A 13,643-nucleotide genomic window follows, 5' to 3' on the forward strand; every position below is an offset into this window, starting at 1 on the left:
GCCGTGCTGAGCGACTTGGCGCTGCTGCGTCGCTCAGCCTCTTCGGTGCACGACGAGCGCAACGAACCAGCTCGCGCCGGCGACAAGGTGCATGAGGGCGAGTGCGATGCCGGTCGCAGTGTCGAGCGCGCCGGTCAGCGGCGCGATGATCGATGCCGCAGCGACCACGAGGCCGACCCAAGCGAGGATCGTGGTCGTGCGGGGCCAGCGCTTGGCCAGCAGCCACGCGACGACCGTCGCCAGGGCGAGCGGTGCGAACGTCGCCACGAGCACCGGTAGCAGCCCGACTGCGATCTCCGAGCCGTCCTGCGCGACGAGCATGGAGGCGCCGGCGGCGGCGGCCGCCCCGAGGATCACGAGATTTACCGCGGTCGCGATGCCGACCGCGATGAGCCCGCGCACGAGGAGGGAGCGGCCGCCTCGCGTGAGCTGCGTGGGCCCACTCGGAGCAGCGGCCGGCACTTGCGCCGGGGGAGCGTGGGGTCGGGGTGCGTTCGTCATGGCTTCTCCTCTTCCGGCGTCAGGTGCGAAACCGTCTGACGCCATGATGCGCGTAATGCTTGATTAGGTCAAGTATTGACCTCGCAAAGTACTCTGGCGGGATGACGGACCTGGATGCCTTGCAGGAGACGCGGGAGCTCGCGATGCTCACCCACCGCGCGGCGGCGCTCGCGGGCGCCGACCTCATGCGGGCGGCGCAGCCGTTGGGCGTGACGGGGTCGATGGCGCGCGTGCTGCTCCTGCTCGACGAGCCGATGCCGATGCGCCGCATCGCCGAGCGACTGCTGGTCGACGCTTCGTACGTCACCGGCGTCGCCGACGAGCTCGAGTCATGCGGGATCGCGGTGAGGACAACAGGTTCGGATCGTCGCGTGAAGCTGCTGGCGGCGACCCCGGCTGGCGTGGAGATCCGCGCGCGGCTCGTGAAGGCCGTCACGTCGGAGTCGACGGCGATGCAAGCGCTCGACGCGATGGAGCGGGCACAGCTGCGGTCGCTGCTCGCCAGGCTCGTCGAACCTCCTCGAGCCGAGGGGGAGGCGCGTCGGGCCCGGCCTCATCGTTGATGACGTTGGCGGCATCTCTGAGCTGGCGCCTGAATACCCGAGTGTGAGCGACGGACGCGGCTGGTGCCGCGTCCGTCTGTCGAGATGACCGGTGCACTCGCCGCCTGGATGGGACCGCGTTGGGTGGGCTCCGAGTGATGGCCCGATTCAGGCACGCAATGGGAGGGTGGCGCTAGCGTGAGTGCATGTCGACGGAATCCGTGATCGACGAGTTGCGCGCCTTCGTCGCCGAGCGCGACTGGGCGCAATTCCACACTCCGCCCAACCTGGCCAAGAGCGTAGCGATCGAGGCAGGTGAGCTTCTCGAGTGCTTCCAGTGGGGCGATGACTTGGACGCGTCTCGCGTGTGCGACGAGCTGGCGGATGTCTTGACGTACTGCCTCCTCCTCGCCGACCGCATGGGAAGAGACCCGTCAGAGCTCGTCCGCACGAAGCTGGAGAAGACTCGGCAGAAGTACCCGATCGCGTCCGCCAGGGGTACGAGCAAGAAGTACGACCGTCTCTGACGCATGGCCTCGCCGATGATCCATGATCTGCCCTTCGACGAGGCGTCGATGCGCGCATGGGCGCAGGGTGATCCTCGAGCTGCGAACTGGCCGGTCGTGTACACCTTGGAAGGAAGTGACGAGGTCTACGTCGGAGAGACGCTAAACATGGCGGCAAGGTCGAGACAGCACTTCGGGAGCGTCGAGCGGGGGCATCTGCGCCGCGCGCACGTGGTCGTGGACGACCGGTTCCACAAGTCTGCCTGCCTCGACCTCGAGTCGTTCCTCATCCGCCTGTTCAGCGGCGACGAGGCGCGCAGGGTGATCAATCGCAACACCGGCATCGTCGACGCCGATTACTATCGCCGATCCGAGTACCAGGCTGGGTTCGACGAGATCTTCGAGGAGCTTCGGCGCCGCGGGCTCTTCACTCGATCGATCCCGGAGATCCGCAACACCGATCTGTTCAAGCTGTCGCCCTTCAAGGCGCTCACACCGGATCAGGCCACCGCTACAGAAGCCCTCGTCGAGGCGCTCTTCGGTGATCTCGAGGCGGGCCGATCAGCTACCAGCGTGGTGCGGGGCGATCCTGGCACCGGCAAGACGATCGTCGCGATCTACTTGGTCAAGCTCCTGGCCGACATCGCCGAGGAGGAGCGTCACGAAGATCCCAGCGGCGAGACGGTCTTCGACGACTTCTTCACCGCAGGCCACCGCGCCTTGCTCTCCACCCCGCGCATCGGCCTGGTCGTGCCGCAGCAGTCCCTACGGGCGTCCATCAAGCGCGTTTTCGAGCACACGCCGAACCTCAGCGCCTCCATGGTGCTATCGCCGTTCGACGTGGGCCGCAGCCTCGAGCGCTTCGACGTCCTGGTGGTGGATGAGGCGCACCGCCTCTCGCAGCGTGCAGCGCAGGCCGTCGGCGTGCAGACGCGTGACTTCGGGACCATCACCGAGCGACTCTTCGGGTCGGACGATCACTCGAGAACTCAGCTCGACTGGGTCGAGGCGCAAGCCGACCACCGAATCCTCATGCTCGATGAGCTGCAGGCCGTGCGTCCATCCGACTTGCCGTCGAACGTCGTCAGTCCGCTGGTCGAGCGCGCTCGAGCCGACGGCCGGATGCACCTGCTCGCGACGCAGATGCGGGTTGCGGCCGGCACGGACTACGTCGGCTATGTCCGCGAGGTGCTGGCGATGCAGGGGCGGTTCGAGCTGGACCAGCCCGACCTTGGAGACTACGACCTGCGGTTCTTCGAAGATCCGGTCGAGATGCGCGCCGCGATCCTGAAGCGTGACGACGAGGCCGGGCTCGCGCGGATGGTCGCCGGGTACGCCTGGCCGTGGCGCAGCAAGAAGGATCGCGCGCTCGCAGACATCGAGGTGGGTGGGCTCCGTCTGCAGTGGAACACCGTCGCCACGGAGTGGATCCGCTCGCAGAGCTCGCGCGAGGAGGTGGGTTCGATCCACACGGTGCAGGGCTATGACCTCAACTACGCGGGCGTCCTGATCGGCCCGGACCTCGGGTGGGACGCAGACCGACAGCGAATCGCATTCCATCGCTCGCACTACTTCGACCGCCGGGGAAAGGCGAACAACCACATCCTCGGTCTCAGCTACTCGGATGAGGATGTGCGTGCACTAGTGCTGAACATCTACGGAGTGCTGCTCACGCGCGGCATGCGCGGAACGTATGTGCACGTCGTCGACCCCGAGCTTCGAGCGGTGCTGAAGCGCTACTTCAAGGGCTCTCGACGCGGTGAGGCGGATCCTCTTCCTAGTGTCGAGAGAGGCAGCAGGGAGATGAGAACGCCATGAAGGCGATGCAGTTCGAGGTGGATGGCCCGATGACGTGGGCGGAGGTGGCGGATGTCGAGCCGGCCGCGGGGGAGGTGGTCCTCGAGATCGCCGCGACCGCGGTCAATCGCGCCGACCTGATGCAGCGCGCGGGCAAGTATCCGTCGCCCGCGGGGGAGTCGGGCGTGCTGGGCCTGGAGTGCTCAGGGACCATCGTCGAGCTCGGCTCCGGTGTCGAGGGCTGGGCAGTGGGCGACCAGGTGTGCGCGCTACTGGCCGGCGGTGGGTACGCCGAGCGGGTGGCCGTGCCGGCCACGCAGCTGCTGCCCCTGCCCGCGGGCGTCCCCCTCACCGAAGCGGCGGCGCTGCCGGAAGCCGTCTGCACGGTGTGGAGCGCGATGCGCGACCTGCCCGAGCCCGAGGCGGGCGAGCTCGCGCTCGTGCACGGGGGTTCCGGCGGCGTGGGAACGATGGCGATCCAGATGCTGCGGGCACTGGGGTGGCGCGTCGCCACGACGGCGAGCGCGCGACACCGGGAGCTGTGCGCCTCTCTCGGCGCTGAGATCGTGATCGACTACCGCAGCGAGGACTTCGTCGAGGTCGTGCGGGGCGCGACGGAGGGCAAGGGAGCCGGCTTCGTGCTCGACGTGATCGGCGCCGACTACCTCGACCGCAACGTCGACGCGCTCTCCTTCGACAGCACCCTCACCGTGATCGCCGCGCAGGGCGGCACCAGGGCCGAGATCGACCTGCTGCGACTCATGCAGCGGCGCGTGACGCTTCGCGCAATGACGCTCCGCGCTCGGCCGCGCACGGGCGGCCGGGGTTCGAAGGCGGAGGTGGTGCGACAGGTGCGCGAGCACGTGTGGCCGCTATTCGCCGAGGGACAGGTGCGGCCGGTGATCGGCGCGACGATGCCGCTCTCGGATGCCGAACGCGCCCACGAGCTCATGGGCTCGCCGGAGGCGCCGGGCGGCAAGCTGCTGCTCGTGCGCTGAGGGGCGTGCTGGCAGCCCGACTAGGCCGCAGCATGGCCGCCCGGTGGACATTTGGTGTGAGTCCGCCCCGCGGGCTGTACCCCACCCATCCGCCTCATTAGCGTGGAAGGCCCGGAACGTGACACGTGAGGAGCGGACATGACCGACCAGACCAACGCGAGCGCAGAGCACACCAACCCCGACGACACGAACCACGAGACCACCGACCAGCTGGCCTTCCAGAACCCCGTCACCCGATACCCCGTCATCGAGCCGCCCGAGCAGGACCAGCCCGAGCCCGGTCTCGACCAGGATCTGCTGCCGAAGAGCGACCGCGGCGAGTTCTCCTACCGCGGCACCGGCCGGCTCGAGGGCCGCAAGGCGCTCATCACCGGCGGCGACTCCGGCATCGGCGCGGCCGTCGCGATCGCCTTCGCCCGCGAGGGCGCCGACGTCGCCATCAACTACCTGCCCGCCGAGGAGCCCGACGCGCAGGAGATCAAGCGCATCGTCGAGGAGGCCGGCCGGACCGCCGTGCTGCTGCCCGGCGACCTCACCGACAAGGCCTTCTGTGAGTCCCTGGTGGCGGATGCGGTGCAGGGCCTGGGCGGGCTCGACATCCTCGTGAACAACGCGGGCAAGCAGATCGCGGCGGAGAGCCTCGAGGAGCTGCCCGACGAGCAGATGGTCGAGACCTACGAGGTGAACGTGTTCGCCATGTTCCGCATCACGCGGGCGGCGCTGGCGCACCTGCAGCCCGGCTCGACGATCATCAACACCACCTCGGTCGTCGCCTACATGGCGCCGGAGGTGATGGTCGACTACGCGTCTACCAAGGCGGCGATCAACAACTTCACGAAGAGCATGGGGCAGCAGCTCGCGCCGAAGGGCATCCGCGTCAACGCGGTCGCTCCCGGCCCGATCTGGACCCCGCTGCAGCCCTCCGACGGCCAGCCGAAGGAGGAGCTGCCGAAGTTCGGCCAGTCGACGCCGCTCGGCCGCGCCGGCCAGCCGACCGAGCTCGCGCCGGCCTACGTCTTCCTCGCCTCGCCCGAGTCGAGCTACGTCATCGGCGAGACGCTCAACGTGAACGGCGGCATGCCGACGCCATAGGCGCACGACCCAGCAGGCCCCTCCGAGGGCATGTGCCCACGCCACACCCCTTCCCCCGGGTGGTGCAGGATGGACACATGCCCTCGGATCCGTTCAGCGGCGATGACTCCAGCGCCGCGAACGACGCGACGCTCGCCGCCGCCATCCAGACCGCCGTCGCCGTCGTGATGGGCGAGGGCTCGGCCGAGCTGCTGCGCGACGCCGTGCCGGCCAGGCTCGCCGACCGCCTGCTGCCCGGCATCGATCGCTCGCGCGGCGAGGTCGAGGGCCTGCGCCGCCGCGAGCACGAGCTCTCGGCCCTCTATGCCAGCGCCCGCCAGCTCGTGGGTCTCGGCGACGCGGATGCGGTGCTCACGCGGCTCGTCGAGCGCGCGCACGAGATGCTCGGCGCCGACATCACCTACCTCTCGGAGTTCGACCGCGACACCCGCGAGCTGCGGGTGCGCACCACCTACGGCGCCGTCTCGGCCTCCTTCCGCCAGCTCATCGTGCCGCCCGGCCGCGGCCTGGTGAGCGTCATCGCCGAGACCGGGATCCCGCAGGCGGTCAGCCGCTACGACGACTACGCCGCTGATCGGCACGACCCGGGGGTCGACGACGCGGTCACCGCCGAGGGCATCGTGTCGATGCTCGGGGTGCCGCTGCACGCCGACGAGGGCATGCTCGGCGTGCTGTTCGTCGCCATGCGGCAGGAGCGCTCCTTCCTCCCCGAGCAGATCGCGCTGCTCTCCGCGCTCGCAGACCACGCATCCGTCGTGCTGCAGTCGGCGGGGGCGCTGCGCAGCCTGCGGCGCTCGGAGGAGGCCTCGCGCGCAGCCCTCGACCAGCTCTCGGCGCACGTCGCCGAGCGCGAGCGCGCCAACACCGTGCACCAGCAGCTCGTGCACGCCGTGCTCGACGGCGGCGGCTTCGCGCCCGTCGCCGCGACGCTCGAGGCGACCCTCGGGCGGCCCGCCTGCATCGTCGACGAGCAGGGCGAGCTGCGAGCGGCCGCGGGCGACATCGAGCGGCTGCGCACCGCCTGGAACTCCGGCCGGCTGCGCGCAGCGGTCGCCGAGAGCCGCGGCTCTGGGCACGCCATCGGCGTGCAGAGCGACGGCCAGGAGGTGCTCGTCGCGGCGCTCGCCTCGGGGTCGAGCCTCTATGGCGCCGTGCTCATCGACCGGGCGGATGCGCTGGGCGCGGTCGACCGCCGCACCCTGGAGCGCGCGGCGCAGGTCGGCGCGCTGCTCGCCCTCTCGGAGGAGGCGCAGGCCGAAGCGGCCCGGCGGCAGCAGGTCGACCTCGTCGCCGAGCTGCTCACCGCGACGCCCGACCGTCGCGCCGACCTGGCCGCGCGCACCCGCAGGCTCGGCCTCGACATCCGTCACCTCGACGGGCTCGTCGCGATCGGGGTGCAGGGCGAGCGTCGCGCGGATGCGGTGAAGCTGCTGGCGAGGCGCTTCGAGGGCATGGGCCTGGCCGGCGAGCGCGATGGCGTGGTGGTGCTGGTGGCTGCCGCGAGCGACGAGATGACCGTGCCTGCCGCGCTGCGCGCCGAGCTCGAGGCGGCGCTCGAGGTGCCGGTGCTCGCCGTCGGGGTGCCTGCTGCGGCCGTTGCCGACGAGCGCCGAACCGATGCGCACCGCGCCGACGGCGTGCCGCTGCGCTTCGAGCAGGCGCGCCGCGCACTGCGGCTGCTCGAGGCCATCGGGGTCGAGTCGGGCGCCGTGTCGGTCGACGAGCTGCTGCCCTATGCGGCCGTGCTCGACACCGACCAGCGCGCGCTCGAGGCCTTCCTCGACGGCACGATCGGCGCGGTGCGGCGCTACGACGCCGACCGCGGCACCGAGCTGCTCGCGACGCTGCACGCCTTCGTCAGCAACGGCGCGAGCCCCACGCGCACGGCGCGCGCGCTCACCTTCCACCCCAACACCATCCTGCAGCGGCTCGAGCGCCTCGACCAGGTGCTCGGCAAGGGCTGGCGCGAGGACGAGTCGCTGTTCCGCATCAGCCTCGCGATCCGGCTCGACGGGCTGCGGCGCCGATTGGCGTCGCGCTGACCGCAGTGGGCGTTCACCCCACCGGTGCGGGACAGGCATGGGATGCCGCCCCATGGGCCGCGCGGCACCGGTGCACCTAGCGTCGACAGTGCACGGCGCGGTGCAGCATGCGCCGTGCAGCACGCAGCGCACGGGTGGGAACAGGAGTCTCGATGTCGACGACCAGCGGCCGACCGGCGCCAGGCGCGCGCCCACGCGCAGACAGCCGCCTGCCGAAGCTCCGCGACCACGACCCGGCCAAGCGCCGCGCCCTGGTCGCCCAGGCAGCCGGGCTCGACGCCGACGCCCTCGCCGCGCTCGACGAGGGCGAGGGGCTGCGACTCGCGCAGGCCGATCACATGGTCGAGAACGTCGTCGGTCTGATCGCCATCCCCGTCGGCGTCGCCACCAACTTCCTCGTCGACGGCGTCGACCGGCTCATCCCCATGGCCACCGAGGAGCCGAGCGTCGTCGCCGCCGCCTCCAACGCCGCGCGCATGGCCCGCGACCACGGCGGCTTCCGCACCTCCTCGACCGGCGACGTCATGATGGCGCAGGTGCAGGTGCTCGACGTCGTCGACCCCGAGGCCGCGCGCCTGCGCCTGCTCGCGGCCAAGGCAGAGCTGCTGGCGCTCGCCGACGCGCAGGATCCCGTGCTGGCCGGCTTCGGCGGCGGCGCCCGCGACATCGACGTGCGCGTGCTGCCGACCCGTGCCGGCACGCAGGTGATCCTGCACCTGCACGTCGACGTGCGCGACGCGATGGGCGCGAACGCCGTCAACACCATGGCCGAGGCGATCGCGCCCCGCGTGGCAGAGATCGCCGGCGCCCGCACGCTGCTGCGCATCCTCACGAACAAGGCCGACCGTCGCATCGCCCGCGCGAGCGCCACCTTCGACGCCGAGCTGCTCGGGGGCCCGCAGGTGGTCGCCGACATCGTCGCGGCGAGCGCCTTCGCCGAGGCCGATCCCTACCGGGCTGCGACGCACAACAAGGGCATCATGAACGGCATCACCGCCGTCGTGCTCGCCACCGGCAACGACACCCGCGCCGTCGAGGCCGGCTGCCACTCGCACGCCGCCCGCGACGGGCAGTACCGGGCGCTCTCGCGCTTCGAGCAGGATGCGGACGGCAACCTCTCTGGCTCGCTCGAGGTGCCGCTCGCCGTCGGCCTCGTCGGCGGTGCGACCCGCGCGCACCCGAGCGCGCAGGCAGCCGTCGCGCTGCTCGGCGTCGAGACGGCGCGCGAGCTCGCTGCCGTGATCGCGAGCGTCGGCCTCGCCCAGAACCTCGCCGCCTGCCGCGCGCTCGCGGCCGAGGGCATCCAGCGCGGGCACATGACCCTGCACGCCCGCACCATCGCGGCGAGCGCGGGTGCCGCGCCCGACGAGGTCGCCGCGGTCGCCGCGCGCATCGTGGCCGAGCGGCGCATCCGCGTCGACGACGCCCGCGAGGTGCTCGCCGAGCTGCGCGCCGCGTCCACTGCACCCACCGCATCCACAGCATCCGCCACGCCCACCGACCCCGCCATCCAGGAGCCGCCCTCATGACCGATCTCTCGCTGCCGCCCGCCGGATCCCTCGAGGGCGTCGTCGTCCTCGACCTCTCGCGCGTGCTCGCCGGCCCCTATGCCGCGCAGATGCTCGCCGACCTGGGCGCCACGGTGATCAAGGTCGAGAACCCGAAGGACCCGGATGTGTCGCGCGGGTTCCCGCCGTACCTCACGGACGGCGAGGAGGAGTTCAGCGGCTACTACGGGCAGTACAACCGCGGCAAGCTCGGCATCGGCATCGACCTGGCGGCGCCAGGCGGGCCGGAGGTGCTGAAGGACCTGGTGCGGAGGGCCGACGTGCTCATCGAGAACTTCCGGCCGGGCACGATGGAGAAGCTCGGCGTCAGCTGGGAGGTGCTGCGCGAGGTGAACCCGCGGCTCGTCTACACGGCCATCTCGGGCTTCGGGCAGACGGGTTCGCGTCGACGCCGGCCCGCGTTCGACAACATCGCGCAGGCGCAGAGCGGGCTCTGGTCGATGAACGGCTACCCCGATCAGCCGCCCGTGCGCGTCGGGGTCACGATGGGCGACCTCTCGGCGACGCTCTTCGCCGTCGTCGGCACGCTCGCGGCGCTGCGGCACGCCGAGCGCACGGGCGAGGGGCAGCTGGTCGACGTCGCCCAGGTCGACAGCACGCTCGCGCTCACCGAGACGGCCGTCGTCGACTACACCGTCACCGGCAAGGTCGCGCAGCCGGCCGGCAACGAGCACGCCTGGGTGCGGCCCTACGAGCTGTTCGACTGCGCCGACGGGCAGGTGTTCTTCGGCGCCTACACCGACAAGCTCTGGCGCGCGAGCTGCGAGCTCTTCGGCTCGCCCGAGGCCGCCGACGACCCCGAGATCGACACGATGCGCAAGCGCTTCGACCCCGAGGTCTACGAGCGCCGCGTCAAGCCGCTGGTCGCCGAGTGGCTCGCGACCCGCACGAAGGCCGAGCTCGAGGAGCTCGCGGGCGACGTCGTGCCGCTGGCCGCGATCAAGGACATCGGCGAGGTCGTCGACGACCCCGGCACCGCCGAGCGCGACATGATCGTGACCGCCGACTACGGCGACCTCGGGCAGCTGCGCATGTTCGGCCAGCCGATCAAGCTGAGCGCAACCCCCGCGACGCCCGCCCGTCGCGCCAACCGCCTGGCGGAGCACGCGGAGCAGGTCTTCGCGGAGTACGCGGGCTACGACGCCGAGCGGCTCGCGGCGCTGCGCGAGGCAGGCGTGCTGCCGTGAGCGACGATGCTGCCGCGAGCGACCCGCGACCGACCAAGACCCGCGTCGAGCCGATCGCGCTCGGCCAGGCCGAGCGCTATCGCGGCACCTTCGCACCGACGGATGCGACGCCCGCGCAGGGCGCGGAGCTGCCGGCGGGGTGGGAGGGCGTCTACTTCCCCTTCGACGTGGCGCTCGCCGACCTGCGCCCCGACGGCACACCCGCCCGCGACGGCGTGCTGCCGGAGATCGACCTGCCTCGCCGCATGTACGCGGGGGAGGACACCGAGTTCCTGCGACCGCTGCGCTACGGCGACGAGGTGACGCAGACGACCGCGCTCGGCAGCCTCGTCGAGAAGCAGGGCTCGCGCGGCAGGCTCGTCTTCGTCGACCTCGTGCGCGAGCTCGCGGTCGGCGGTGAGGTAGCGATCCGCAGCACCTGGCACGACGTGTTCCTCGAAGCAGCCGACCCCGACGCGCCCGTGCGGCCGCCGCGCCGGGAGCCCGAGGCCGCATCCGACGCCGCCTGGGTCGACGAGCTGGCGCTCGACGCCCGGCAGCTGTTCCGCTTCTCGGCGCTCACGTTCAACACGCACCTCATCCACTACGACCGCGGCTGGGCGACGGGCGAGGAGGGGCTCGAGGACCTGCTCGTGCACGGACCGCTGACCCGCATCCTGCTGGTCGACGCGGCTCGGCGCCGCGAGGAGCGCGCGCAGCGCGAGTGCGGGCGCGCGATCGCGTCGCTCCAGGTGCGGGCGACCGCGCCGATGCTCGTGGATCGGCCGCTGCGGCTCTGCGGGCGCACGGAGGAGGCGGATGACGGAGCGGTCACGCGGGTGACGGCGCTCGACGCTGACGACGTGGTGCTCGCGACGGCGGAGGTGCGGTGGCGGTAGTCCGCAGGTCGAGGAGCGCGCGGCGGAGCCGCACGCGTCACGAGACCGAAGCCCTCGTCTCAGCGCTCGCGCGCCGCCAGCGCCTCGCCGCGCCGCGCGGTGCGCGCGATGCCGTCCACGAGCACCGGCCACAGCGCATCCGGGATCAGGTGCCCCATGCCGCTGTGCACCTGCAGCTCGGCCTCCGGCATGGCCGCGGCGATCTCGACCGCCGCCTGCCACAGCACCACGTCGTCCTCGCGGCCGTGGAAGACGAGCGCCGGCGCGGTGACCGAGCGCAGCTGCCCGAGCCGCTCGGGCTGCCGCAGGAGCGCCGACCACTGGCGGGCGAAGCCGTCGGGGAAGTTGCCGCGGTCGAAGGCCTCGCCGGCGGCCTGCTGCATCCACTCGACGTCGATCGGGTAGCGCTCGCTGCCCGCTACCCGGGCGTACTCGCCGGCGCCGGCCACGAGCACGTCGCGCGGGAGCGGCACGGGCGCCGTGCGCTCGCCGCCCGGATCGGGCTGGCCGACGTAGCGGTCGTCGCGGCCCGGCAGGGTCGAGAGCAGGCCGAGGCTCAGCACCCGCTCGGGGTGCTCGATCGCCACCATCTGCGCCATGATGCCGCCCATCGAGTGGCCGACGAGGTGCGCCGCCTCGACGCCGAGGGTGTCGAGCACGCGCACGACGTCGTCGCCGAGATCGCTCACCGAGTAGCCCCCGTCGATGTCCTCGGGGCCGCCGAAGCGCCGCGAGAGGCCGGTGTCGCGGTTGTCGAAGCGCACGACCCGGAAGCCCTCGGCCACGAGCAGGTCGATCAGCTCGGTGCGCCACGAGAGCAGCTGCGCGCCGCCGCCAGAGATCAGCACCACGAGCGGGTCGGCCTCCCGACCGAACACCTCGTAGTAGAGCCCGACATCGTCCGTGGTGGTGTGCGGCATGCCCCCATCCTCGCGGCGCCCGAGCCTGCCACCTATGTGCCCTCGCCCCATCGCCGCCGGCTCGCGCTGACGGATCCCACCACCGTCGCAGCCCCGCGACACCCATGACCGGAGGAACCCGATGAGCCCGACGACCCTGCTGCTGCGCGGCGCCCGCACCTACGGCAGCGCGGCGCCGAAAGACCTGCTGCTGCGCGACGGCCTGATCGAGCGCATCGCGCCGGCGGGGCAGCTCGCCGCCGACGGCGAGCAGCTCGACCTCGACGGCCGCTTCGTGGGCCCGGGGCTGTGGGATGCGCACGTGCACTTCACGCAGTGGGTCACGCAGCGCCGGCGCGTCGACCTCAGCGGCACGGGCGGAGCGACCGAGGCGCTCGCGGTCGCCCGGCAGGCCCTCGACGCCGGCTTCCCGCTCACCGACGGGGTGCTCGTCGGCTACGGCTACCGCGACGGCCTCTGGAGCGACGCGGTCTCGCTCGCCGCGATCGACGCCGCCTTCGGCGAGCAGCCCGTGCTGCTCGTCAACGGCGACCTGCACAGCGCCTGGATGAACAGCGCCGCCGCGCGCCGGCTGCAGCTGCAGCCCGGCCCCGACGGCGTCGCCCGCGAGACCGAGTGGATCGGCACGCTCCAGCGCTTCCAGGAGGCCGCCCCGCTGCCCCTCGAGCTCTTCAGGGCGACGGCGGATGCGGCTGCCGCACGCGGGGTCGTCGGCATCGTCGACTACGAGAACGTGCTGGGCGTCGATGAGTGGGCCGATCGCGTGGCGCGGGGCGTGACGAGCCTGCGGGTCGACGCGAGCGTGTGGCCCGATCGGCTCGAGGAGCTCATCGCGCGCGGGCTGCGCACCGGCGATGCCGCCGACCTCGAGCGCGACCCCGAGGGACTCGTGCGGATGGGGCGGCTGAAGGTCGTGGTGGACGGCTCGCTCAACACGCGCACGGCCTTCTGCTGGGACCCGTACCCGGATGTCGACCCGCGCGGCGTGCACGCGTGCGGCGTGCTGAGCGTGCCGATCGAGCAGCTCCGCGGGCTGCTCGAGCGAGCACGCGAGCGCGGCGTCGAGGCGGCGGTGCACGCGATCGGCGACCGCGCGAACTCCGAGGTGCTCGACACCTTCGCCGAGCTCGGCATGGGCGGCATCATCGAGCACGCGCAGCTCGTGCGCGAGCAGGACTTCGCGCGCTTCGCCGAGCTCGGGCTGATCGCGAGCGTGCAGCCGGAGCACGCGATGGACGACCGCGACATCGCCGACCGCTACTGGTCGGGCCGCACGGGCCGCGCCTTCGCGTTCGGCTCGCTGCACCGGGCGGGCGCCGAGCTGCGGCTGGGATCCGATGCCCCCGTGGCGCCGCTCGACCCGTGGCACGCCATCGCATCGGCGGTGAGCCGCAGCCGCGGTGGGCGCGACGCCTGGCATCCGGAGCAGACCATCCCGCTGGAGGTGGCGCTCGCGGCGAGCAGCCGCTCGACCGTCGCCGTCGGCCAGCCCGCCGACCTCGTGGTCACCGACGCCGACCCGCTGGCGCTCGACCGCGACGGGCTGCGCGCGATGCCGGTCGCCGCGACGCTGCTCGGCGGCCGGTTCACGCACCGCGCCCTGTAGCGGCGC

At 72.2% G+C, this 13,643-nt stretch carries 12 protein-coding genes; 10 read left to right on the plus strand and 2 right to left on the minus strand.

Features of this window, described 5'->3' with window-relative positions:
• Nucleotides 1–33: 33 nt before the first annotated feature.
• A complete protein-coding gene (locus tag BQ6202_RS13545) occupies nt 34–501 on the minus strand; it encodes a DUF6069 family protein (RefSeq protein WP_143143742.1) in 468 nt (155 codons plus the stop codon).
• Nucleotides 502–602: 101 nt separating this feature from the next.
• Here BQ6202_RS13545 and BQ6202_RS13550 point away from each other — a divergent pair, with 101 nt between their 5' ends.
• The 9 genes from BQ6202_RS13550 (at nt 603) to BQ6202_RS13590 (ending at nt 11,111) form a co-directional block, all read left to right on the plus strand.
• A complete protein-coding gene (locus BQ6202_RS13550; protein ID WP_072314905.1) occupies nt 603–1,064 on the plus strand; it encodes a MarR family winged helix-turn-helix transcriptional regulator in 462 nt (153 codons plus the stop codon).
• A gap of 185 nt (nt 1,065–1,249) precedes the next feature.
• Nucleotides 1,250–1,570: a nucleotide pyrophosphohydrolase gene (locus BQ6202_RS13555; RefSeq protein WP_072314906.1), complete on the plus strand. Its 321-nt coding sequence runs from the start codon at nt 1,250–1,252 to the stop codon at nt 1,568–1,570.
• Between the two features lie 3 nt (nt 1,571–1,573).
• Nucleotides 1,574–3,367 (plus strand): DUF2075 domain-containing protein, encoded by a 1,794-nt coding sequence (locus BQ6202_RS13560; RefSeq protein WP_083587293.1) that lies wholly within the window; start codon nt 1,574–1,576, stop codon nt 3,365–3,367.
• Nucleotides 3,364–4,344 (plus strand): NAD(P)H-quinone oxidoreductase, encoded by a 981-nt coding sequence (locus tag BQ6202_RS13565; protein WP_072314907.1) that lies wholly within the window; start codon nt 3,364–3,366, stop codon nt 4,342–4,344. Before BQ6202_RS13560 ends, BQ6202_RS13565 begins: the two co-directional genes overlap by 4 nt.
• 138 nt (nt 4,345–4,482) lie before the next feature.
• Complete coding sequence (locus BQ6202_RS13570; RefSeq protein ID WP_072314908.1) at nt 4,483–5,436, plus strand: SDR family oxidoreductase; 954 nt, start codon at nt 4,483–4,485, stop codon at nt 5,434–5,436.
• A 77-nt stretch (nt 5,437–5,513) separates the two neighbouring features.
• On the plus strand, nt 5,514–7,478 hold the full coding sequence (locus BQ6202_RS13575; RefSeq protein ID WP_143143743.1) for a helix-turn-helix domain-containing protein: 1,965 nt from the start codon (nt 5,514–5,516) through the stop codon (nt 7,476–7,478).
• 152 nt (nt 7,479–7,630) lie between these two features.
• A complete protein-coding gene (locus tag BQ6202_RS13580; RefSeq protein WP_083587294.1) occupies nt 7,631–9,007 on the plus strand; it encodes a hydroxymethylglutaryl-CoA reductase, degradative in 1,377 nt (458 codons plus the stop codon).
• A complete protein-coding gene (locus tag BQ6202_RS13585) occupies nt 9,004–10,233 on the plus strand; it encodes a CaiB/BaiF CoA transferase family protein (protein ID WP_072314909.1) in 1,230 nt (409 codons plus the stop codon). Before BQ6202_RS13580 ends, BQ6202_RS13585 begins: the two co-directional genes overlap by 4 nt.
• Nucleotides 10,230–11,111 (plus strand): FAS1-like dehydratase domain-containing protein, encoded by an 882-nt coding sequence (locus BQ6202_RS13590; RefSeq protein ID WP_072314910.1) that lies wholly within the window; start codon nt 10,230–10,232, stop codon nt 11,109–11,111. Before BQ6202_RS13585 ends, BQ6202_RS13590 begins: the two co-directional genes overlap by 4 nt.
• Before the next feature lie 59 nt (nt 11,112–11,170).
• Here the strand turns inward: BQ6202_RS13590 and BQ6202_RS13595 are convergent, their stop codons facing one another.
• On the minus strand, nt 11,171–12,031 hold the full coding sequence (locus BQ6202_RS13595; RefSeq protein WP_072314911.1) for an alpha/beta fold hydrolase: 861 nt from the start codon (nt 12,029–12,031) through the stop codon (nt 11,171–11,173).
• A 121-nt stretch (nt 12,032–12,152) separates the two neighbouring features.
• On the opposite strand from BQ6202_RS13595, the gene BQ6202_RS13600 reads away from it, so the two are divergent.
• The gene (locus BQ6202_RS13600; RefSeq protein ID WP_072314912.1) at nt 12,153–13,637 is read left to right on the plus strand and encodes an amidohydrolase; all 1,485 of its coding nucleotides are present in this window, start codon (nt 12,153–12,155) and stop codon (nt 13,635–13,637) included.
• The last annotated feature ends 6 nt before the right edge of the window (nt 13,638–13,643 follow it).

The sequence above is a fragment of the Agrococcus sp. Marseille-P2731 genome (assembly GCF_900117395.1).
Lineage (GTDB): Bacteria > Actinomycetota > Actinomycetes > Actinomycetales > Microbacteriaceae > Agrococcus.